This is a genomic window from Pseudoalteromonas sp. SWYJZ12 (genome assembly GCF_015864395.1).
Taxonomy (GTDB): Bacteria; Pseudomonadota; Gammaproteobacteria; order Enterobacterales; family Alteromonadaceae; genus Pseudoalteromonas; species Pseudoalteromonas arctica.
On record NZ_JADYXH010000006.1, the window covers coordinates 201,666 to 222,160 of the forward strand.

Genomic DNA, 20,495 nt, shown 5'->3' on the forward strand with positions numbered 1-20,495 from the left:
AGCAATTATTAAATGGTGATTTTGGTACTAAACAATTCCAAGTAGGTTCAAATGCTAACGAAACAATATCAATTAGTTTAACAAGCACTGCAGCTAAAGATATTGGTGGTAACAAGGCTAGTTTAACTATTGATGGTGCTGGCACGGGTGATGTTGTAATTGGCGGCACTACTGTAACTGTAGCAAGTGGTGCAACGGCAACTGAGAAAGCAGAGGCAATTAATGCTACAACAAGTGTGCATGGTGCGTCAGCTGTAGTTGGTCAAAAAGAAAATAATGTAGCAACATTGGATAGTTTTGAGTTCGATGGTACTGGTACTATTTCATTTAAAATAGGCGGGGATTCAGTAAGTGGCGATTCAGAAGCTACTCTAGCAACAGCGATAGATGCACTAGATGGCTACACTGCAGCAGAGTCTTCGGGGACTATTACAATTACAAATGCCGCTGGTGACCCTATAGAGCTAAGTGATTTTGCTGGTTCGGGCGGTGCGGGTGGTGCAACTATTGCTGCTAATTTTGCGGATTCGGATGCTGCTACGTCAGATGTCTCACTGGAAGTCGGTGGTACTGTTTCTGCCACTGCGGCAGCTCAAGAGGGAATTACTTTAACTTCATCTGAAGATTTAGCCGTCGATGATGGAACTGTTACAGGGTTATCTGCAGCGGCAGCTTTTGCAAGCGTTGATGGTATTGACTTATCTACAGCAGTTGGTTCGCAAGACGCTTTGTCTGTAATTGATGATGCGCTAGCACAAATAGATAGCCAACGTGCCGATTTAGGTGCGGTTCAAAACCGTTTTGGTCACACAATCAGTAACCTTGCTAATATTCAAGAAAATGTATCTGCGTCACGTAGCCGTATTCAAGATACTGACTTTGCAACTGAAACAGCTAACATGACGAAGAACCAAATCTTGCAACAAGCAGGTACGTCAATCTTGTCGCAAGCGAACCAGTTACCACAAGCAGCACTTAGCTTATTAGGTTAATAAGTTAAAAGTAATAGCTTAATGGTTAGCTAGCTAGTACATAAAGTCAGTATTAGTTTTACAAATAAAAGGAGGTGGCTTTAGCTGCCTCCTTTTGTGGTTTAGAGTAATTAAACTATTATTAGTTTAATTAAGTGAAAAATAGGAATCTGTTATGAATACTATTAATTCCAATGCAGAAGTTACATTACCAACTCCGCTAGCGGGTGAAGATAAAGTATTTGGTCAGGCTGCTAGTTCGCTAACTGAGCGTGCTGTTGACGATGTAAAGCATGCTGATACACAAAATCAACAGCGATTACAGCAAAACCAATACGAAAAAAATAACCAAGAAGTAACTGCTCAGCCGTTAGAGCGCGAACAATTAGAGAAAATGGCGCAACAATTGCAGGACTTCATGGGCGAAATGAACCGTAGTTTGCAATTTAAAGTAGATGAAGATTCAGGTCGCGATGTAATTAAAGTACTCGATAAAGACAGTGGTGAAGTTATCAAACAATATCCTTCTGAGGAAGTATTAAGTTTGGTTTCTAAATTGTCGGAGTCGGCAGGTATTTTAATTGACCAAACAGTTTAGCAATCAGCTCAAAATATTATCTTTCAAGTGTTAATTATTAAGAGTTAAGTTAGTTTTTTTGTATTTAAGAGGTGAAGTATGGCTATTTCGTTTACTGGTTTAGGTTCGGGATTAGCAGTATCAGATATTGTTGATGCGCTAGTTAATGCTGAGCAAGCCCCTGCTGAAGCTCGTTTAAATACTACTGAAGGCAAATTAACAACGGATATTTCAGCCGTTGGTGCACTTAAGTCTGCGCTTGAGAAAGTACAAACCTCAATGGAAGCACTAGGTGATAGTGATAATTACCAAAAGCGCACCGCTTCGGGTAACGATGATTTTATATCTATTAGTTCAGATAAAGATGCTCAACCAGGTAGCTACAACGTAAAAGTGGATGCATTAGCCCAAGCTCATAAATTATCTTCCCCTGCATTTTCAGCAGACGAGGCAATAGGAGCTGGCGTAATTACAATTGGCTCTGGCGCAAATAGTTTCTCTACTGTTTTGTCGGCTACTAACACCTTAGAAGATTTACGCGACCAAATTAATAATGGCCCTTTTACTGGCAGTGATAGTAATGATTCTGTTGTCGCCACTATAATAACCAGTGATACCGGTCAGCATTTAGTACTTACTAGTAAAGAAACTGGCGAAGACAACGCAATTACAATAACCGTACAAGACGATGACGGCAGTAATACTGATACAGGCGGATTATCTCGATTAGCTTATGATGTATCAGATGCAGACCCGGCTAACCACACAACTAATTTAACGCAAGTTAATGCTGCTCAAAATGCACAAATAACGATTGATGGCACGTTGACGATATCAAGCAACACTAATGAATTTAGTAACGTGATTGATGGCGTGGATATAACAGCTAAAAAACCGCACGATACCGATGACGACTTAAGCGACATATCGGTTACCGAAAACAATAATAATATTAAAACAGGTTTAAATAGTTTTATTTCAAGTTATAACGAACTGTTAGAGCTTAGTAATAACTTGGGTGCCTCCGGCGAAGGTGGCGCAGGCGTTATGGCGGGGGATTCACTGCTTCGTGGTGTTATGTCAAAGCTTCGTAGCGAAATAACAAATCCCGTTGATTTAGGTGACGGAAAATCGTTATCGCTTTCGCAATTAGGTGTTGAAACAGATCGCTACGGTGTTTTAACGCTAAATACAGAAACACTCAATGAAAAAATAGCAAGCGATGTAGATTTAGTGCAACAGTTTTTTGTAGGTGATGACGATGATGGTTTTGCGCAGTCGTTCGATGAGCTAATGAGCTTTTATACAGATTCCGATGGTATTATTCAAAACCGAATAGACAGTAAAACAAACCAACTTGATGACATAGATGATCAACGCTTGGACCTTAAAAGTAAAATGGAGTCTCTATCCTCTCGATTATACGCTCAATATAATGCGATGGATTTATTAGTGGCTAGCCTTAATAACACCAGTACATATGTTCAAGCTCAGCTGGAAAATATGCCTGGGGTTGTACGAGATAACTCTTAATATATAAATAGCATATAGTTTTAATAGCTAAATAAAAACATAAAAAAACCGTTATTTACAACGGTTTTTTATATTTACTGTTTGAGGTTAATTTTAATTGGCTGCTTTATAAGCTTTAATTGCCTTACCAGATTTTTTTTGTTTAATAATGGCTTTAGATGACTCGTTTTTAGCGCTATTTGCTTTTACTAAAATAGTATTTATACGAAGCTGAATTAATTCTAATTGCTCTGCGCTTGGAGCTTTGCTGCTTTCGCACCATTGCTTTAGTTTAGTATTTAAAGTGTCTAAAAAAGGCTGAGCTTCGTCTGCATTATTATCATTTACTAATACTTCAATGTTACTAAGCAGTGTTTGTATTTGCTCTGCATGGCTTGTTAGTTGCTGCGAAGATGTTGGCGAGTCCATAATTTAAATTAAACCGCAGGGCTGCGTTGATCTAGCGGAATATTATTCCAACCTTCTTTAATTTCTTTAACAATACTTGATACTTCCATAATTGCTTCAATATCGTTGTTTATGTTTGCTTGCGTTAAACGGCGTTGGCAGTAGTCGTAAAGTGCCAATAAATTGTTAGAAATACTAGGGTCTTGCTCTACTTCTAAATTAAGTGCGTCTTGTAGGGCACCAAATAATAAAACACAGGCTGAAATGTTCTCACCTTTTTTAGCTATTTCTTTGCGCTCAATAAACCCTTTTGTAGCTGCTAAACGGCCGATAATATTACTAAATATAAGGTTTATTTGTTCGTAAGGAGTCATTTCGGCAATACTACTAGCACGAACTTGACCGTATTTTTTTAATGAGACATGAGCCATGGGAAAATCCTAAAATTTAAAACGATAAAATTATGTGAAAGTTAATATAAAAACTTATACAAAAAATCAATAAAGCTTTTATACTTTTATAAGAACAAAGCAATATTAATGCCAAGCATTTTCACTTATCTATGTATCGGCATTTGTAACTTCAACTTAAATTTATAATTGAGTTTATTTACTAACAATAGCATTTTTATAGCCGAGTAAATTAATTTTTAAGGCTAAGTTATAGTTAAGTAATAGTTAAGTAATAGTTAGGTAATCGCTGAGTAATAACTAAGTTAAAACTATAACTCATACTTAATGATTAACTATTAAGTATGATTGACTTAACTAGCCCGTCTGTTTTTTGACGTTCATGTCAAAAAACTGCCGCTATCGCTTGCATCCATGCTGAACTAGCTTACAATTTAACTAACTATATAAATTAGTGAAAGTACGGCTCGCTAAATATGATCTTGATTTTAGATAATAATAACAACCGCGCAATAGGATTAAATGCTTCACTTGGCTTTATTGGTGAAGCTGCTCAACTATTAAGCGAAGACTGCTTTGAACAAGAATGCAAAAAATATCAGCAGCAAGAATGCATGATCATTTTAGGAGCATTGCAATCACTTGACCACGAAAGCTTAATTAAACGCTATCCAACATTACCGTTTTTATTAATTGGCGAAACGCTAAAACCCCTATTAAGTATCGCTAATGTGGTGGGGCTTATTTGCGAGCCATTTAATCACGAAGTGACAACGCAGTTACTTCACGATTGCCAGCAGTATCAGCGCATGTTGCCTAATGAGCATAAGCATACAAAACCACATAAAACCTTTGATGGACTTGTTGGTGAAACAGAGGCCGTAAAAGATGTTCGCTTTTTAATTGAACAAGTGGCAAAAACCGATGCCAATGTTTTAATTTTAGGCGAATCAGGCACAGGTAAAGAAGTGGTTGCCCGTAATGTACATTTGCTTTCAAAGCGTATTAATGGACCGTTTGTACCTGTTAACTGTGGTGCTATTCCGGCAGAGCTGCTCGAAAGTGAACTATTTGGCCACGAAAAAGGCGCGTTTACTGGTGCTATATCGGCTCGTAAAGGGCGGTTTGAACTAGCTCAAGGCGGGACGCTATTTTTAGATGAAATAGGCGATATGCCTCTGCAAATGCAAGTTAAGTTGCTGCGAGTATTGCAAGAGCGCAGCTACGAACGTGTTGGTGGTACAAAGGCTATCCAAGCTGATGTACGCGTTATTGCAGCCACGCATCGTAATTTGGAAACAATGATTGAAGAGGGTAGTTTTAGGGAAGATTTATATTACCGCTTAAATGTATTTCCTATCGAAAACCCATCGCTTAGTGAACGTGCTGATGACATTCCGCTGCTTTTAAAAGAGTTAATGCGCCGTGTTAACGACCAGACTGGTTCTACCGCTAAGTTTACCGAGCGCGCAGTTGAGAGCTTAAAAGAACATGCTTGGCCTGGTAATATTCGTGAGCTTGCTAACTTAGTGGAACGTATGGTTATTATGTTTCCTGAAAAAGTGGTTGATATTCCCGATTTACCTAACAAATATCGTTACATCGAAGTTGAAGCGTACGAGCCAGAATACCCTGAAGAGTTAATGGAAAAAGATGCCTTTAACGACATATTTAGCACCGGTTTTAGCGATTACGAAAGTGAGCCAGACGCTGAGTTTAGCCAAACGGGTAGTGGGCTATTGCCAGATGATGGTATTGAACTTAAAGATTATTTAGCCGAGCTCGAAATAAGCTTAATAACCCAAGCGTTAGAGCGCTATGATTACGTTGTAGCTCGCGCTGCAGAGATATTAGGTGTACGCAGAACAACACTCGTTGAGAAAATGAAAAAGTATAATCTTTCAAGAGATTAAGGTTTAAAAGCAGCTGTCAGTGTTTAGTTATAAATTGGCCAAACACAGTAGATAAATAACCCCCGTTTTGTAGGTGCGGTTTTATACCGCACTTTACTTAAAAAATATTAGCAAGAGCGCGAAGTAAATTCGCACCTACACGGTTTTTACTTTTGTTGTAGACGCTAGACTTGCTCGCGTGAAAAACGAGGGTAAATGAGAAACCATAGTCAACTTACGCGTTACTTCTCTATAGCGCAGCGTCTCTTAACCTCTTTGTGAACAAATCACTTTTATGGTTATAAATCACTTACTACTAAAAGCCTCAATAATTTCTTCTTTTCTAAAACAATCATTACTGTGATCGTTAACCATACCGCAGGCCTGCATATGAGCGTAAACCGTTGTAGGGCCTAAAAACTTAAAACCCCGTTTTTTTAAGTCTTTAGCGAATGCGGTTGATGCCTCTGTAATTGCTGGGTAGTCCTCAGCGTTATTTAAATTACTTATAATCGGTTTATTATCGACAAACTGCCATTGGTAGTTACTAAAACTTCCAAATTCTTTTTGTATTTCTATAAAGCACTTTGCGTTGTTAACAGTTGCCGCAATTTTTAAGCGATTGCGCACAATACCCTCATCAAGCATTAATCTCTCAACGTCATCTTGTGTGAATTGTGCCACTTTCTTTACATCAAAATTAGCAAATGCTTTTTTGTAACCGCTGCGTTTTTTTAAAATTGTGTACCAGCTTAAGCCGGCTTGCGCTGATTCAAGCGTGATAAATTCAAACAGCTTTGTATCATCGTAAAGGGGGACGCCCCATTCTTCATCATGGTAAATAACGTAGTCGGGTTTAGTGGTGTCGAGCCACGGGCAACGGCACTTTATTTGCTCACTCATTATTATTCCTTTTTGTGTGCGTCATTTTTATGTCGCTCAAATTATTGATGTAACTTAATGATAAGTATGTAAATAAATTTTGGTATAAATCGTGCATTTAGACATGTATCTACATCAATTCGAGATTTGATTATGGCTCTTGCTAGCGTGCTAAAACCACAGTTTTTTTCTGCAAATCAGTATAACCCATGTTTACTTCAAGAGGAGTACATTGGTGAATTAAGCGATCTGCGCAAGCAAGCAAGTTGGCTTTCGCATTTGGTTGATACCATGCCAGCAGGCGTGGTTGTACTTGATGGCAAAGGGTTGATTGCAAAAGCGAATCAAATAGCGATTGATATGCTTGGCGAGCCACTTGAAGGCGAACGCTGGTTTAATGTTATTCAGCGCTCTTTTAGGCCACATCAAGATGATGGCCACGAAGTGTCTTTAAAAGATGGGCGCCTAATAAAGCTTGATATTACCGCTTTAGCACCAGAGCCTGGGCAACTTATTTTAATGACGGATTTAACCGAAACTCGCCGCTTACAAAAACGTGTTGCACATATGCAGCGATTAAGCGCGCTGGGTAAAATGGTTGCATCATTAGCGCATCAAGTACGTACGCCGCTCTCAGCCGCTATGCTTTATGCTGCTAATTTAGGGTCTAAGCGCTTACCCGAAGCATCTCGCGATAATTTTCAAACAAAGTTAATGTCGCGTTTAAAAGATTTAGAAACTCAAGTAAACGACATGCTGCTATTTGCTAAAAGTGGCGATCAGCAAGTTGTTGAGCAAGTTTCAATGCAGCAGCTTTTAACAGAAGTTAAAGCGGGCGCTGATGCGATGGTCGCACTTAATGAAAGTGAGCTGGATGTAAGCTTACCAGAGCCAGATATACAAATAGTCGGTAATAAAACGGCATTGGCCAGTGCTATTCAAAATCTTGTGCACAATAGTATTCAAGTTATCGGCGGCGGTGCAAAAGTAAAAATTAGCGCACAAAGAGATTTAAAAGATTTAGATATGGTTCGTATTAGTGTGAGCGACAATGGCCCAGGTGTTGATTTAAGCCAAAGCGATAAAATTTTTGAACCATTTTTTACTACCAAAAGTCAGGGCACAGGTTTAGGGCTTGCTGTAGTGAGTTCGGTAGCTAGTGCGCACCAAGGCCGTGTTGATGTGACCAATAATACGCAGGGTGGTGCCTGCTTTAGCTTGTTACTGCCTATTAAGGCAACATCTAAATTAGAGGGATCATTATGAGTAACACTATTTTAGTTGTCGAAGATGACGCAGGGCTTCGTGAAGCCTTAATAGATACCCTTGAAATGTCGGGTATTGAATGTGTTGCAGCGAGCAGTGCTGAGCAAGCAATGTTACTGCTTAAAAAAGATCAATTTTCGCTTGTTGTAAGCGACGTGCAAATGGGCGCAATGAGTGGACTGGATTTACTACGCAGTATTAAATTAAACCACCCTGATTTACCTGTATTGATGATGACGGCGTATGCCACAATTGACGATGCGGTAGAGGCCATGCGCCTAGGTGCAATTGACTACATGGCAAAACCATTTGCACCTGAAGTGCTGTTAAATATGGTGAGCCGTTATTTGCCTGAAAAAGCAAAAGAAACCGACGGCCCCATTGTTGCTGACCCAACTAGTATTCAATTATTGGAGCTTGCAAGTAAAGTAGCACGCTCTGATGCAAGTGTAATGGTACTTGGCCCAAGTGGTTCGGGTAAGGAAGTACTTGCGCGTTATATTCATGATAAGTCGAGCCGATGTAATGAGCCATTTGTAGCGATTAACTGCGCGGCTATTCCTGAAAATATGCTCGAAGCCACGTTATTTGGTTACGAAAAAGGGGCTTTTACGGGGGCGATTCAAGCATGTCCGGGTAAGTTTGAGCAAGCACAAGGCGGTACTATTTTACTTGATGAAATTACTGAGATGGACTTAGGACTACAAGCTAAACTTTTACGCGTACTGCAAGAGCGTGAAGTAGAGCGTTTAGGGGGTCGTAAAACAATTCAGCTCGATGTACGTATTTTGGCAACCAGTAATCGTGATTTGCAAGAAGCGGTTGCTAAAAACCAGTTTAGAGAAGATTTATACTACAGGCTTAATGTGTTTCCACTTATGTGGCGACCATTGTGCCAACGCCCTGGCGATATTATTGTATTGGCCAAGCATTTAATTGAGCGCCATATAAGTAAAAGCAAAGAGCCTATGGCATATTTAGATAAAGCTGCCGAGCAAAAGTTACTGGCTCACGCGTGGCCTGGTAATGTGCGCGAGCTTGATAACGTTATACAGCGTGCACTTATACTGCGAAGTGGCGATACAATAAACGAGCATGCCATTTTTATTGAAAACTTAGCAGCTAATAACTTTGTTATGGAGCCATCATTGGCGCCGGCGCAAACAGTATCGTCAACAGAATTAGCTCACGCAGATAAAGGCGTTGATAAAAGCACGCTAAGCTCTGCATATTATGATGAAAAATCACATGCCGAGGTTGAACCTAAGCAGGGCTTGCTAGCGGCAGACACCGGTAGCTATAAAGATGAGCTTAAAGACAAAGAGCATCGCATTATTTTAGAAACCCTTGCACGTTGCCAAGGTAAGCGTAAAGACGTTGCCGAAACATTGGGTATAAGCCCGCGCACTTTACGTTATAAACTTGCGCAAATGCGCGATTTAGGCATTTCACTCCCTGCATAACCTCCTATAAACCCTAAGTTTGCGCTGCGAACTTAGGGTTGTCAAAACTCTGACTCACACAAATTAAAGTTAACCTACTGTATTTAAATGATTAATTAATTGGCATGCTTTGTGCTTTATTACTTGTAAGAGTTCACTGCGTGTCAGAGATTAATTATGAAAATTCAAAACAGTGCTGTATTTCAAGAAATGCAATCGATGGCTTTAGAGGCCGGCCGTAATAATCAACTTAATAAATTGCCGACTCAAGTTCAGCCTACTTCTACTTCCCAGTTTGGCGACATGCTAAGTGATGCACTAAATACAGTGCACGGTTTACAACAAGATGCGGGTCAAAAAGTAAAAGCGGTTGAGATGGGTGATCGAAGTGTATCCCTTGCTGAGGCGATGATTGCTTCTCAAAAATCGTCAGTTGCTTTTGAGGCTACAGTACAGGTTCGTAATAAACTTGTTGAAGCTTATAAAGAAATCATGAACATGCCTGTTTAATTAGGTAGTGGAGAATTATTGTGGCGCAATCTAACCAATCTACAGACCTAGCACTTGCTGGTGGCGGTATTGACCAAAGTGGTGGTGATGATCAACAAGAACAAAAGTCAGGCTACTTAAGTGCTTTAAATGGTGTTGATGTATTGCGCCAAGTAACATTGGTTATAGCATTGGCTATTTGTTTAGCTATCGCGATTTTCATTATTATTTGGGCTCGTCAGCCAGATATGCGCCCGTTAGGCAAAATGCAAACTGAAGAGCTTATTCAAACGCTCGACTTTTTAGATGCGCAACAAATTGAATATCAACTAGATGGCAACGTTGTATCGGTTGATGAAAGCGAATACCAAAATATTAAATTGTTAATGACCCGCGAAGGGTTAGAGCAAGGGCCAGCGTCGGGCTCTGATATAATTATGCAAGATATGGGCTTTGGTGTAAGCCAACGCTTAGAGCGTGAACGCCTAAAACATGGCCGTGAACAGCAATTAGCACGGACCATTGAAGAGCTTAATAATATTACTCGCGCTAAAGTATTGTTAGCCATTCCTAAAGAAAACGTATTTGCCCGCAGAGAGAAAAAACCATCAGCTACCGTTGTATTAACACTCAAACGTGGACGCTCACTCGACCGTGAAGAAGTAGACTCTGTTGTTGATATGATTGCCTCGGCAGTACAGGGTTTAGAGCCTATGCGAGTTACTGTTACCGATCAAAATGGTCGATTACTAAATTCAGGTTCGCAAAGCTCATTAGCAGCACGCTCTCGTAAAGAATACGATTTAGAACGTAAGCGCGAACAAGAGTACCTTGAAAAAATAGACAGTATTTTAATACCGGTTGTTGGGCTTGCAAACTATACAGCTCAAGTTGATTTGAGTATGGACTTTAGCTCGATTGAGGAAACTCAAAAGCGTTATAACCCAGACCTACCAGCGGTTAGAAGCGAAACCACATTTGAAGAAAATAACATTGGCGGCCTAGCTGTTGGTATTCCAGGTGCGCTTACAAATCAGCCACCGTTAAACTCGAACATTCCTGAGGTTGCAGGGCAAGGTGGTGCAGGCACAGCTACATCACCAACACGCAGCCACAAAGAAGCCACACGTAATTATGAACTCGACACTACAATTTCTCATAAGCGCCAGCAAAGTGGTGTAATACGTAGAATAAGCGTATCAGTTGCTGTTGACTACATTGCTAAAGTGGGAGAAAACGGCGAAACAACCATGACTCCACGTTCGGTAGAGGCATTGTCAAATATTCGTCGCTTACTGCAAGGTGGTGTAGGTTTTGATATGCAACGTGGTGATGCACTTGAAGTCGTAACAGTGCCGTTTGTACGTGAAGAAACAAATTTAGCAATAGAAGTGCCACTGTGGGAACAAGACTGGTTTATGAAAATAGCCCGCCTTGTATTAGGCGCCTTAGTTATCATTGTATTGATAATGGCAGTAGTAAAACCAATGCTTAAACGCTTAATTTACCCAGACGATACACTAGAAGAATACGACGAAGATGCATTAAGTTCAGGCGTAGATATTGGCGACAATACGCTTGATATGCTAAATAAAGACTTTGATTCTGCTTCGGTTGGTTTCTCAAGTGATGGTACACTGCAGTTACCGGATTTACATGGCGACGAAGATTTACTTAAAGCAATTCGTGCCCTTGTAGCTAACGAACCAGAACTATCATCACAAGTAGTCAAAGCGTGGTTAACAGAAGATGACTGATCAAGAACAAAAACAACTCCCGCCAGCCTTTGATGTTGATAAGCTAGATGGGGTAGATAAAGCCGCTATATTACTTTTGAGTTTATCAGAAGAAGATGCCGCGCAAATCCTTAAACACTTAGAACCTAAACAGGTGCAAAAAGTGGGTATGGCGATGGCTGGTTTACAGGACTTATCACAAGCTAAGATTAGCGCTGTACACAACTTGTTTATAGAACAAATTCAAAGCTTTAGTACCATTGGTTTTCAGTCAGAAGACTTTATTAAAAAAGCGCTTACAGCCGCCCTTGGTGAAGACAAAGCCGCTAGCCTTATTGACCAAATTGTTATGGGCTCAGGCGCTAAAGGCTTGGATTCATTAAAATGGATGGACTCTAAGCAGGTCGCTAGTATTATTCGCAATGAGCATCCGCAAATTCAAACCATTGTATTATCATATTTAGAGCCAGAACAGTCAGCTGAAATTATTTCTCAGTTTCCTGAAAAAGTACGCTTAGATTTAACCATGCGTATTGCAAACCTTGAAGAGGTTCAGCCAGCAGCACTGCAAGAGCTAAACGAAATAATGGAAAAACAATTTGCCGGCCAAGCAGGTGCGCAAGCTGCTAAAATGGGTGGGTTGAAGGCTGCCGCAGATATTTTAAATTACCTTGATACTAACGTTGAAGGGCAGTTAATGGACTCTATTCGTGAACATGACGAAGAGATGTCTCAGCAAATACAAGATCTTATGTTTGTGTTTGAAAACTTAATGGATGTTGAAGACCGTGGTATTCAAGCAATCCTACGAGAAGTACAACAAGACGTACTAATGAAAGCAATTAAGGGTGCTGATGATGCACTTAAAGATAAAATACTGGGTAATATGTCTAAGCGTGCAGCCGAAATGCTTGCTGATGACTTAGAAGCTATGGCACCGGTACGTATAAGCGAAGTAGAAGCGGCGCAAAAAGAGATTTTATCAACAGCGCGTCGTTTGTCTGACTCAGGTGAAATTCAGCTGGGCGGCGGCGGTGGCGAGGAGTTCCTGTAAACTATGAGCAAACTCAAAGGACGCACACTTCGGGCTGATGAAGCAGATGAATTATTAAAAAATTGGGCTATTCCAGATGTAGCACCAGATGAGAGCAGCTTTGGCAATCGCTCTACGGCTTACGGCACACCGCTTAGTGATCTGTATAAAAAAGAATTAGCTGAAGAAATGCCAATTGATGAGCCACAAGAACCAGAATTGCCTGCGCTTACTATGGTTGAGCTTGAACGCATTAGGCAAGACGCCTACGAAGAAGGCCTCAAGCAAGGTCATGAGCAAGGCTACATAGACGGTTTTGAAAAAGGCGTTGGCGAGGGCAAAGAGGCAGGCTACAAAGAAGGCTTAGAGCAAGGTAAAACAAAAGGCCTTGATGACGTAAAACCATTAATTGAAGAGCAGTTAACAAGTTTAAAAACTATTTTAGAGGGACTTACTGCACCGCTAGATAAAGTAGATGAACAAGCTGAAAAGCAATTAGTACAACTTGCTAGTATGTTAGCGGAAGCTGTTATTTATCAAGAAGTAAAAACATCGCCAGATGTGATTTTACATACGTTAAAGCAAAGTATAGATTCTCTTAATGCGGAGCAAGAAAAAGTACGAATTCATTTAAACCCCGAAGATTTAGAGCTCATAAAAGAGAGTTACGGCGAACAAACCATTATTGATAATAACTGGCAATTAATGGCAGAGCCCACTCTTGAGCGCGGTGGCTGTGAAGTTAAAACAGCGCAATCATCGCTCGATATGACCCTTAAAACACGTGTCAAAGAAACGTTGGATAGTTTTTTGCATAATAGTGGTATCTAACTATTTTATTGGCGTGTTATGTCAACTCAACGTGCACCTTTAAGCGAACGCTTATCTCAATATCAACAACATATTAAAACCCCAGCGCCTGCTGTGGCAGGTATTTTAACGCGTGTTGTGGGCCTTACCCTTGAGGCTAGAGGTTTACGTGCTCCCGTTGGTAGCCAATGTAAAATAGAAACTATCAACGGCTTTGTAGACGCCGAAATAGTCGGTTTTAACGATCAAACTTTGTACTTAATGCCTAACGACCACATCTCTGGTGTATTACCTGGTGCGCGTGTTATTCCTCAAGTAAATAATTTAGGTTTACCTGTAGGGATGAGTTTATTAGGCCGCGTGGTGGATGGTTTAGGGCGACCGCTAGATGGCCTTGGTAAAATTAATGCTGAACATCATTTAAAGTTTGCACAAAATACTATAAACCCGCTTTCAAGAAGACCAATTACTAAGCCTATGGATGTAGGTGTACGTGCTATTAACTCGGTTATTACAGTAGGGCAAGGCCAGCGTATGGGCTTGTTTGCAGGCTCTGGTGTGGGTAAGTCAGTACTACTGGGTATGATGACCCGAGGTAGCGAAGCTGATGTCATTGTTGTTGGCTTAGTGGGGGAACGTGGCCGCGAAGTAAAAGAATTTATTGAAGAAATACTCGGTGTAGAAGGGCGTAAACGTTCAGTTGTTGTCGCAGCGCCTGCTGATTCATCACCGCTTATGCGTTTAAAAGGCTGTGAGAGTGCAGTCACTATTGCTGAGTATTTTAGAGATCAGGGTTTAAACGTATTATTGTTACTCGATTCGGTAACGCGTTATGCAATGGCGCAACGTGAAATTGCACTTGCTGTAGGCGAGCCGCCTGCTACAAAGGGATATCCGCCTTCGGTGTTTGCTAAACTACCTGCGCTGGTGGAGCGTGCTGGTAATGGCGGTGAAGGGCAAGGTTCAATTACTGCCTTTTTTACCGTGTTGAGTGAAGGGGATGATATGCAAGACCCTATTGCTGATGCAGCGCGAGCTATTTTAGATGGCCACATTGTACTATCGCGTGATTTAGCTGACAGCGGGCACTATCCCGCTATAGATATAGAAAAATCGATTTCGCGTGTTATGCCTCAAGTTGTTTCTGAGCCACATATGCAACAAGCCCGTGTACTTAAACAAGTGTATTCCATGTATCAGCAAAACAAAGACATGATTACTTTAGGCGCTTATCAAAAAGGGACCGATCAAATGCTCGACCAAGCCATAAATATGATGCCAAGAGTAAATGCATTTTTACAACAAGGTATGCGAGATGTCATTAGTTACGATGATGGTCTGCAAGGTCTTGCTCAGTTACTAGGACAAGCATAATGGCTAAAAACAAACTCGATTTATTGCTCAAAATTGAAAATGATAAAGAAGAAAGTTTGCGCATGAGTTACTTACAAGCTAATCAAAACTTGCAATCGAATCAACAAAAGCTACAAGGTTTAAACAATTTTAGACTGGAATACTCTCAGCAGTTACACCTAAAAGGTAAGTCGGGTTTATCTAGTGCAGGGTTTGGTCAGTACCATGCTTTTATAGCTAAAATTGAAGAGGCAATTCGCCAACAAGCAAGTACCGTAAATACCGCTAAGCAAGTTGTTACTCAACGTAAAACTCTATGGCTTAAGCAGCAAATTAAAGCTAAAGCAGTTGCCAAATTAATCGAAAATCAAAAACTCAAAGCAAATGCGTTAATGGCAAAAAATGAGCAAAAAATGTTAGATGAATTTTCGGCTAATCAGTTTTTTCAACGTCGTAAAGCTTTGTAATTCAGGCACGTTAATTGCTTTGTTACTTAGTGGAATTCAACTTTTGGCGGTATGCGGTGGCATATTGCCGTAATGGTATTAGGTGATTTATGGCGATGAATAACATTTCGTTTTTAGTTTCTTCTGAAAAAGATTCTTTGTTAGCCTTTAAAGACAATAGCTTAGCTAATAGCGAAGAAAATTTAGGCGAGGAGTTTTTAAGCCAACTAAACGAAGCCCATAGTTCTATGGAGCCTTTACTAAAAGGCAATAAAAACCCTAATGCCGAAAATTCGATTGCCATTCCTAAGCATAAACAAAAAGAAGACAATGAAAATCTGAGTGCAAAGGCAGATGAAGACACCGCAGACGAAGTTACTTTTGTATCTGTTGAGATGCTTGATCAAATTAATTCAGCACAAGCAATGAGCACTTCGATTAATAAGCCTTTTGAGGCAACTGAAAGTACAGAGTTAGATAATGGCGACTCTAAAACAGCGGAGTCAAAGGGGGCAAAAATTGATAGCTCAAACTCACTACCTTTGAACTCGTTACCATTAAATGAAGGCAAAAATCATAAAAGTGGTGTTGCCGAAGGTATTGAACAGCCATTAAATCCTATAAATAAAAAGCCTAATGACAGTATTGGTCCTATAGTTGATGATGCTAAATTAGTTTCAATGGATTTAAAGGATCAATTAGCTCAAGGCAAACCCGTTGATAAAAGCTCAAAAAATATAGTGTTGCCAACACCAGTGCCTACGCCAGCAACTCCACAGAAATCTGAAAGTGAAAAAAGTGCTGCAATAGATACTTTAATGACTAAGGATACGAGCTTAATTAAAGCTAATAACGTTATTACTAGTTTAACGCCTGAGCAGCGCTCGCAACTTAATGCGCAAATTAAGATATTAGACAATGCCGACCCGACTAATAGTGCGACTACTAATCGCACTGCCAACCTTAAACAAATGCTTGCGCAATTTATTACTGATAATGAAGAAGCACAGGGTAGCGTAGCTAAACAGTCTTTTAGTTCTGAGATTGATACGCTTAATACCACTGAAAAACAAAGCTTGTTAACACAATTAAACGCTTATATTAAAGCTGAGCACCCAAAAGGCGAGCAGCTGTCAGTGCTTAAGCAAACAGTTAATGAGTTAAAGGCTTCAATTGAAATAGGTTTGGCCGATACTGCAAAATCAGACTCAAAAACGTTTGTAGCGCCAGTTACTCAGAGCGTTGTAAATGACGCGCAAAAAGTCAGCTCAAAAATATCGACAAGTGAAAATGTTGAACCAAGTAAGGTTGCTACAGCTTCTATAAAAGATGAAAACGCCACAAAATCATCTGAGCTGATACAAAAAGATGGGTTGAAAAATATAAGTGCAGAGCAAGTACCGGTACGTGTAGCACAAGTATTTACGCAAATTACAACTGCTTTAAATACTCAGCAACCGAGTACATTAAGCCAATACGATTCATTGGGTTATGATCAGAGCTTACTTGATACCCAAATAATACAAACTCAACAATTACAAAGTACATCGCAAGTAAAGCAGGTAAGTATTGACTCAGGTGTAATGCAAGCAATTAATATTGTTAAAAGTGATGCAGCTAAATTATTGCAAGATCGCGTCAGCTCAATGCTGAGCATTAATAATAAAGAAGCAGAAATTCGTCTAGATCCTCCCGAAATGGGTAGTATGCAAATACGTATTCGCAGCGATGCAGAACAAGCACATATAAACTTTGTAGTACAAAACCAGCAAGCCAAAGAAGCACTTGAACAATCAATGCCACGCTTACGTGAAATGTTAGCGCAACAGGGACTAGAGCTTGGTGAAAGCACTATTTCTTACGGGCAATCAGGTAGTGAAACTGCTGATCAAAGTGAGAGTGGAACTCAAGGTAATTTGGCTAATAATAAGTCAGTTAATGATGAAAACGACGAGCAAGCAAATAACACTGCACAAAGTTCTCGACAACAAACTTCATCATCAATAGATTACTATGCCTAAGTGCTGCTATTATAATAGTTAAAACAAGCAAGTACCTTTGCGATTAAAGGAATCATGATGGCTGAAGAAACAAGTTTAGAAATTGAAGAAACCGGTAAAAGTAAAAAGAAACTAATAATAATTATAGTCGCTGTACTACTTATTGTAGGCAGTGCAGCGGGTTACTTTTTTATGTCGGGTTCGGATGCGCCAGTTGAAACCTTAAATGAAGAAGCGGGAATCTCTGTAGATCTGTCAATTGGATTTGGTGATTCAGCTGAAATAGGCAGTGCTTTATATGTTTCTATGCCACGCCCATTTGTATTTAACGTACCTGGCTCAAGCCGCGACAGAATTGTGCAAATTAAAGTACAGTTACTGGTACGTGGCGAAGTCAATGAAGAAACAGCTAAAAAACATATTCCGCTTATAGAAGGGACGCTACTAAGCGTGTTTTCTACTACAACTGCTGATGAGTTAAGTACGAGCTCTGGTAAAGAAACACTTCGTTTTTCTGCACTTGAAAAGGTACAAAAAGCCTTAATGGATGTTGAAGGCAGTAAAGTAATTGAGCGGGTATTGTTTACCGGCTTTGTAATGCAATAAGGGGTTAGCGTGAGCGATTTATTATCCCAAGAGGAAATTGATGCGCTATTGCATGGTGTTGATGACGTTGAAGAGGAAGATATACACGATGGTGAAGATGGCGGAGGGAGTACGCTTCAGTACGATTTTTCTTCGCAAGATCGGATCGTACGTGGTCGTATGCCGACGCTGGAAATTGTTAATGAACGCTTTGCTCGTCATATGCGAATTAGCCTATTTAACATGATGCGCCGCACCGCAGAGGTGTCTATTAACGGCGTACAAATGATTAAATTTGGCGAGTATATTCATACTTTATTTGTTCCAACCAGCTTAAATATGGTCCGTTTTAGACCTTTAAAGGGCACTGGCCTGATTACCATGGAAGCACGACTTGTGTTTATTTTGGTAGATAACTTTTTTGGTGGTGACGGGCGTTATCATGCAAAAATAGAAGGCCGAGAATTTACCCCAACAGAGCGGCGAATTGTACAAATGCTCCTTAAAATAATCTTTGAAGATTATAAAGAAGCTTGGGCACCGGTTATGGATGTATCGTTTGAATATCTCGATTCTGAAGTAAATCCAGCTATGGCTAATATTGTAAGCCCAACTGAGGTTGTGGTTATTAGTTCTTTCCATATTGAGCTCGATGGCGGCGGTGGCGATTTTCATATTGCACTTCCGTATTCAATGCTTGAGCCAATTCGAGAGCTGTTAGATGCGGGTGTTCAGTCTGATACTGAAGATACTGATTTACGTTGGAGCAAAGCGCTTCGCGATGAAATAATGGATGTAGAGGTTGAAATATCAACTCAGTTACTTGAAGTTGATTTAACCTTAAAACAAATTATGGAACTCAAAGCCGGTGATATTATTCCGGTTGAAATGCCTGAGCATATAACCGTGTTTGTTGAAGAACTACCTACATTTAGAGCCAAAATGGGTCGCTCTCGCGATAATGTTGCGCTTCAAATTAGTGAAAAAATTAAACGACCTGATTCAGTTAAATCTGAGCTGCATGTATTTACCAAAGGCGGCAAGAAAATTGACTCAGATGCAGAATTAGCAGAACTAGAAGATGATTTACACCTCTCTGACGGTGTAGACTTAGACTGGTAATTGATTAAAAGGTTAAAAGTATGAGCGATGATCAAGACACAATGGATGAATGGGCAGCAGCATTAGCAGAAGCCGAAGCTCCAGATGATAGTAGCGAAGCACATGTTGCAGAGCTTGATGAGTTAAGTGATTCAAAACACGAAATGAGTGGCGATGAAAAACGAAAACTCGACACTATTTTAGATATCCCCGTTACTATTTCAATGGAAGTAGGACGCTCTAAAATTAATATTCGTAACTTATTGCAACTCAACCAAGGCTCTGTTGTTGAGCTTGACCGTGTTGCGGGCGAGCCGCTAGACGTGCTAGTTAATGGTACTTTGATAGCCCATGGTGAAGTAGTTGTAGTAAACGACAAGTTTGGTATTCGCTTAACTGACGTGATAAGCCAAGTAGAGCGGATCAAAAAACTACGATGAGCTTATTAATTGCTTTAACGAGTTCCGTTTTTTCAAAAGCAGATGTGGCAACACCCACTGGAGATATACTCTCTATGGTGCTGTCGCTTGTAATGGTGCTAGTACTAATCATTGTGCTGGCATTTTTTGTTAAAAAGCTTAATCCAAATTTAGCAAACAGCGATGAATTTAAAGTAGTCAGAAGTCTACCTTTGGGTTCTCGCGAGCGTTTAATGGTTGTTGAGATAGATAATGCTCAGCATTTACTTGGTGTAACTCCCCACAGTATTAATTACTTACACAAGTTAGAAACCCCATTAAGTGAAAAAGAACTACCTGAACTCGCTAAACGATTTGGTAAACTTTTAAACCCACAATCAAACCAAAATAAAAAGAATTAAACCTATGACAAAGTGGCTGCTTATTATTTTTGCCATGGTGTTTGTACCAAGTGTAAGCGCGGAAGGAATTGATGCGCTTACTATTACAACAAACGCTGATGGCACACAGGATTACTCAGTAACGTTACAAGTTTTAGCAATTATGACGGCGCTGAGTTTTATACCGGCTGCCATAATTATGATGACCTCCTTTACACGAATAATTGTTGTACTCGCCATTTTGCGCCAAGCAATTGGTTTGCAGCAAACACCGTCAAACCAAGTGTTATTAGGGATGTCGCTTTTTCTAAGTATTTTTATAATGTCGCCTATTTATCAGCAGGTAAACGAGCGAGCTATAGAACCTTACTTAAATGAGCAGGTTACTTCAGTACAAGCTTTAGAGCTGGCTAAAGAGCCAATGAAAGCCTTTATGCTTTCACAAGTGCGTTTAAAAGATTTAGAAACGTTTGCTAAAATTGCCGGTTACGATCAGCTTGATTCGCCACAAGATACACCGTTAATAGTGCTTATACCCGCCTTTGTAACCAGCGAATTGCAAACCGCATTTATAATAGGGTTTATGTTTTTTATCCCATTTTTAATTGTTGATTTAGTAGTCGCCTCAGTATTAATGGCGATGGGTATGATGATGCTTTCACCCATGATTGTGTCTTTACCGTTTAAAATTATGTTATTTGTACTTGTAGACGGCTGGAGCTTAGTGATGGGGACTCTAGCTAAAAGCTTTGGTTTAGGGACTTAGTATGCAAAGCATTAACA

At 40.1% G+C, this 20,495-nt stretch carries 21 protein-coding genes; 18 read left to right on the plus strand and 3 right to left on the minus strand.

The genetic code is table 11. The features are described from left to right. Window positions 1-236: 236 nt before the first annotated feature. The 3 genes from I6F42_RS20405 to fliD all read left to right on the plus strand — a co-directional run bounded on the left by I6F42_RS20405 (window position 237) and on the right by fliD (window position 3,081). Window positions 237-992 carry a flagellin gene (locus I6F42_RS20405; protein ID WP_374939247.1) on the plus strand — a complete coding sequence of 252 codons (756 nt, stop codon included), beginning with the start codon at window positions 237-239 and terminating at the stop codon, window positions 990-992. A gap of 154 nt (window positions 993-1,146) precedes the next feature. After that, window positions 1,147-1,569: a flagellar protein FlaG gene (locus I6F42_RS10035; RefSeq protein ID WP_197152034.1), complete on the plus strand. Its 423-nt coding sequence runs from the start codon at window positions 1,147-1,149 to the stop codon at window positions 1,567-1,569. Window positions 1,570-1,647: 78 nt separating this feature from the next. Continuing rightward, entirely contained in the window at window positions 1,648-3,081 is a 1,434-nt protein-coding gene (gene fliD / locus I6F42_RS10040) for a flagellar filament capping protein FliD (protein ID WP_197152035.1), read from the plus strand. 93 nt (window positions 3,082-3,174) lie between these two features. Here fliD and I6F42_RS10045 read toward each other — a convergent pair whose 3' ends face one another. Beyond that, on the minus strand, window positions 3,175-3,489 hold the full coding sequence (locus I6F42_RS10045; protein WP_197152036.1) for a hypothetical protein: 315 nt from the start codon (window positions 3,487-3,489) through the stop codon (window positions 3,175-3,177). An 8-nt stretch (window positions 3,490-3,497) separates the two neighbouring features. Then, a complete protein-coding gene (gene fliS, locus I6F42_RS10050) occupies window positions 3,498-3,899 on the minus strand; it encodes a flagellar export chaperone FliS (RefSeq protein ID WP_010553915.1) in 402 nt (133 codons plus the stop codon). A 455-nt stretch (window positions 3,900-4,354) separates the two neighbouring features. Between fliS and I6F42_RS10055 the strand changes: the two genes are divergently transcribed. Then, window positions 4,355-5,791: a sigma-54-dependent Fis family transcriptional regulator gene (locus I6F42_RS10055; RefSeq protein ID WP_169059714.1), complete on the plus strand. Its 1,437-nt coding sequence runs from the start codon at window positions 4,355-4,357 to the stop codon at window positions 5,789-5,791. A gap of 285 nt (window positions 5,792-6,076) precedes the next feature. Here the strand turns inward: I6F42_RS10055 and I6F42_RS10060 are convergent, their stop codons facing one another. Further along, the gene (locus tag I6F42_RS10060; protein WP_197152037.1) at window positions 6,077-6,673 is read right to left on the minus strand and encodes a DNA-3-methyladenine glycosylase I; all 597 of its coding nucleotides are present in this window, start codon (window positions 6,671-6,673) and stop codon (window positions 6,077-6,079) included. 132 nt (window positions 6,674-6,805) lie between these two features. On the opposite strand from I6F42_RS10060, the gene I6F42_RS10065 reads away from it, so the two are divergent. The 14 genes from I6F42_RS10065 to fliP all read left to right on the plus strand — a co-directional run bounded on the left by I6F42_RS10065 (window position 6,806) and on the right by fliP (window position 20,478). Then, window positions 6,806-7,918 (plus strand): PAS domain-containing sensor histidine kinase, encoded by a 1,113-nt coding sequence (locus I6F42_RS10065; protein ID WP_007581877.1) that lies wholly within the window; start codon window positions 6,806-6,808, stop codon window positions 7,916-7,918. Next, on the plus strand, window positions 7,915-9,381 hold the full coding sequence (locus I6F42_RS10070; protein ID WP_197152038.1) for a sigma-54 dependent transcriptional regulator: 1,467 nt from the start codon (window positions 7,915-7,917) through the stop codon (window positions 9,379-9,381). Before I6F42_RS10065 ends, I6F42_RS10070 begins: the two co-directional genes overlap by 4 nt. Window positions 9,382-9,537: 156 nt before the next feature. Then, window positions 9,538-9,870 (plus strand): flagellar hook-basal body complex protein FliE, encoded by a 333-nt coding sequence (gene fliE, locus I6F42_RS10075; RefSeq protein WP_010553911.1) that lies wholly within the window; start codon window positions 9,538-9,540, stop codon window positions 9,868-9,870. A 20-nt stretch (window positions 9,871-9,890) separates the two neighbouring features. Continuing rightward, window positions 9,891-11,606: a flagellar basal-body MS-ring/collar protein FliF gene (gene fliF, locus I6F42_RS10080; RefSeq protein WP_007581880.1), complete on the plus strand. Its 1,716-nt coding sequence runs from the start codon at window positions 9,891-9,893 to the stop codon at window positions 11,604-11,606. Then, window positions 11,599-12,639, plus strand: coding sequence for a flagellar motor switch protein FliG (gene fliG / locus I6F42_RS10085; RefSeq protein WP_010553910.1), 1,041 nt, complete (start codon window positions 11,599-11,601; stop codon window positions 12,637-12,639). The genes fliF and fliG overlap by 8 nt, the downstream gene beginning before the upstream one ends. A gap of 3 nt (window positions 12,640-12,642) precedes the next feature. Next, window positions 12,643-13,449: a flagellar assembly protein FliH gene (fliH, locus tag I6F42_RS10090; RefSeq protein ID WP_002959339.1), complete on the plus strand. Its 807-nt coding sequence runs from the start codon at window positions 12,643-12,645 to the stop codon at window positions 13,447-13,449. 18 nt (window positions 13,450-13,467) lie between these two features. Beyond that, window positions 13,468-14,802 carry a flagellar protein export ATPase FliI gene (gene fliI / locus I6F42_RS10095; RefSeq protein ID WP_197152039.1) on the plus strand — a complete coding sequence of 445 codons (1,335 nt, stop codon included), beginning with the start codon at window positions 13,468-13,470 and terminating at the stop codon, window positions 14,800-14,802. Continuing rightward, window positions 14,802-15,248 (plus strand): flagellar export protein FliJ, encoded by a 447-nt coding sequence (gene fliJ, locus I6F42_RS10100; protein WP_010553907.1) that lies wholly within the window; start codon window positions 14,802-14,804, stop codon window positions 15,246-15,248. The genes fliI and fliJ overlap by 1 nt, the downstream gene beginning before the upstream one ends. Window positions 15,249-15,343: 95 nt before the next feature. Beyond that, on the plus strand, window positions 15,344-17,248 hold the full coding sequence (locus I6F42_RS10105; RefSeq protein ID WP_197152056.1) for a flagellar hook-length control protein FliK: 1,905 nt from the start codon (window positions 15,344-15,346) through the stop codon (window positions 17,246-17,248). A 57-nt stretch (window positions 17,249-17,305) separates the two neighbouring features. Beyond that, window positions 17,306-17,833, plus strand: coding sequence for a flagellar basal body-associated protein FliL (gene fliL, locus I6F42_RS10110; RefSeq protein ID WP_197152040.1), 528 nt, complete (start codon window positions 17,306-17,308; stop codon window positions 17,831-17,833). A 9-nt stretch (window positions 17,834-17,842) separates the two neighbouring features. Beyond that, window positions 17,843-18,934 (plus strand): flagellar motor switch protein FliM, encoded by a 1,092-nt coding sequence (gene fliM, locus I6F42_RS10115; protein WP_010553904.1) that lies wholly within the window; start codon window positions 17,843-17,845, stop codon window positions 18,932-18,934. A 20-nt stretch (window positions 18,935-18,954) separates the two neighbouring features. Further along, a complete protein-coding gene (gene fliN / locus I6F42_RS10120) occupies window positions 18,955-19,353 on the plus strand; it encodes a flagellar motor switch protein FliN (protein WP_007585803.1) in 399 nt (132 codons plus the stop codon). Continuing rightward, a complete protein-coding gene (gene fliO, locus I6F42_RS10125; RefSeq protein WP_010553903.1) occupies window positions 19,350-19,733 on the plus strand; it encodes a flagellar biosynthetic protein FliO in 384 nt (127 codons plus the stop codon). Before fliN ends, fliO begins: the two co-directional genes overlap by 4 nt. 4 nt (window positions 19,734-19,737) lie before the next feature. Further along, a complete protein-coding gene (fliP, locus tag I6F42_RS10130; RefSeq protein WP_007585804.1) occupies window positions 19,738-20,478 on the plus strand; it encodes a flagellar type III secretion system pore protein FliP in 741 nt (246 codons plus the stop codon). Window positions 20,479-20,495 lie beyond the last annotated feature (17 nt).

Coding starts and splice junctions, on each gene's coding strand:
- I6F42_RS10035 (WP_197152034.1), top strand. CDS start 1,147: ATGAATACTATTAATTCCAATGCAGAAGTTACATTACCAACTCCGCTA.
- fliD (WP_197152035.1), top strand. CDS start 1,648: ATGGCTATTTCGTTTACTGGTTTAGGTTCGGGATTAGCAGTATCAGAT.
- I6F42_RS10045 (WP_197152036.1), bottom strand. CDS start 3,489: ATGGACTCGCCAACATCTTCGCAGCAACTAACAAGCCATGCAGAGCAA.
- fliS (WP_010553915.1), bottom strand. CDS start 3,899: ATGGCTCATGTCTCATTAAAAAAATACGGTCAAGTTCGTGCTAGTAGT.
- I6F42_RS10055 (WP_169059714.1), top strand. CDS start 4,355: ATGATCTTGATTTTAGATAATAATAACAACCGCGCAATAGGATTAAAT.
- I6F42_RS10060 (WP_197152037.1), bottom strand. CDS start 6,673: ATGAGTGAGCAAATAAAGTGCCGTTGCCCGTGGCTCGACACCACTAAA.
- I6F42_RS10065 (WP_007581877.1), top strand. CDS start 6,806: ATGGCTCTTGCTAGCGTGCTAAAACCACAGTTTTTTTCTGCAAATCAG.
- I6F42_RS10070 (WP_197152038.1), top strand. CDS start 7,915: ATGAGTAACACTATTTTAGTTGTCGAAGATGACGCAGGGCTTCGTGAA.
- fliE (WP_010553911.1), top strand. CDS start 9,538: ATGAAAATTCAAAACAGTGCTGTATTTCAAGAAATGCAATCGATGGCT.
- fliG (WP_010553910.1), top strand. CDS start 11,599: ATGACTGATCAAGAACAAAAACAACTCCCGCCAGCCTTTGATGTTGAT.
- fliH (WP_002959339.1), top strand. CDS start 12,643: ATGAGCAAACTCAAAGGACGCACACTTCGGGCTGATGAAGCAGATGAA.
- fliI (WP_197152039.1), top strand. CDS start 13,468: ATGTCAACTCAACGTGCACCTTTAAGCGAACGCTTATCTCAATATCAA.
- fliJ (WP_010553907.1), top strand. CDS start 14,802: ATGGCTAAAAACAAACTCGATTTATTGCTCAAAATTGAAAATGATAAA.
- I6F42_RS10105 (WP_197152056.1), top strand. CDS start 15,344: ATGAATAACATTTCGTTTTTAGTTTCTTCTGAAAAAGATTCTTTGTTA.
- fliL (WP_197152040.1), top strand. CDS start 17,306: ATGGCTGAAGAAACAAGTTTAGAAATTGAAGAAACCGGTAAAAGTAAA.
- fliN (WP_007585803.1), top strand. CDS start 18,955: ATGAGCGATGATCAAGACACAATGGATGAATGGGCAGCAGCATTAGCA.
- fliO (WP_010553903.1), top strand. CDS start 19,350: ATGAGCTTATTAATTGCTTTAACGAGTTCCGTTTTTTCAAAAGCAGAT.
- fliP (WP_007585804.1), top strand. CDS start 19,738: ATGACAAAGTGGCTGCTTATTATTTTTGCCATGGTGTTTGTACCAAGT.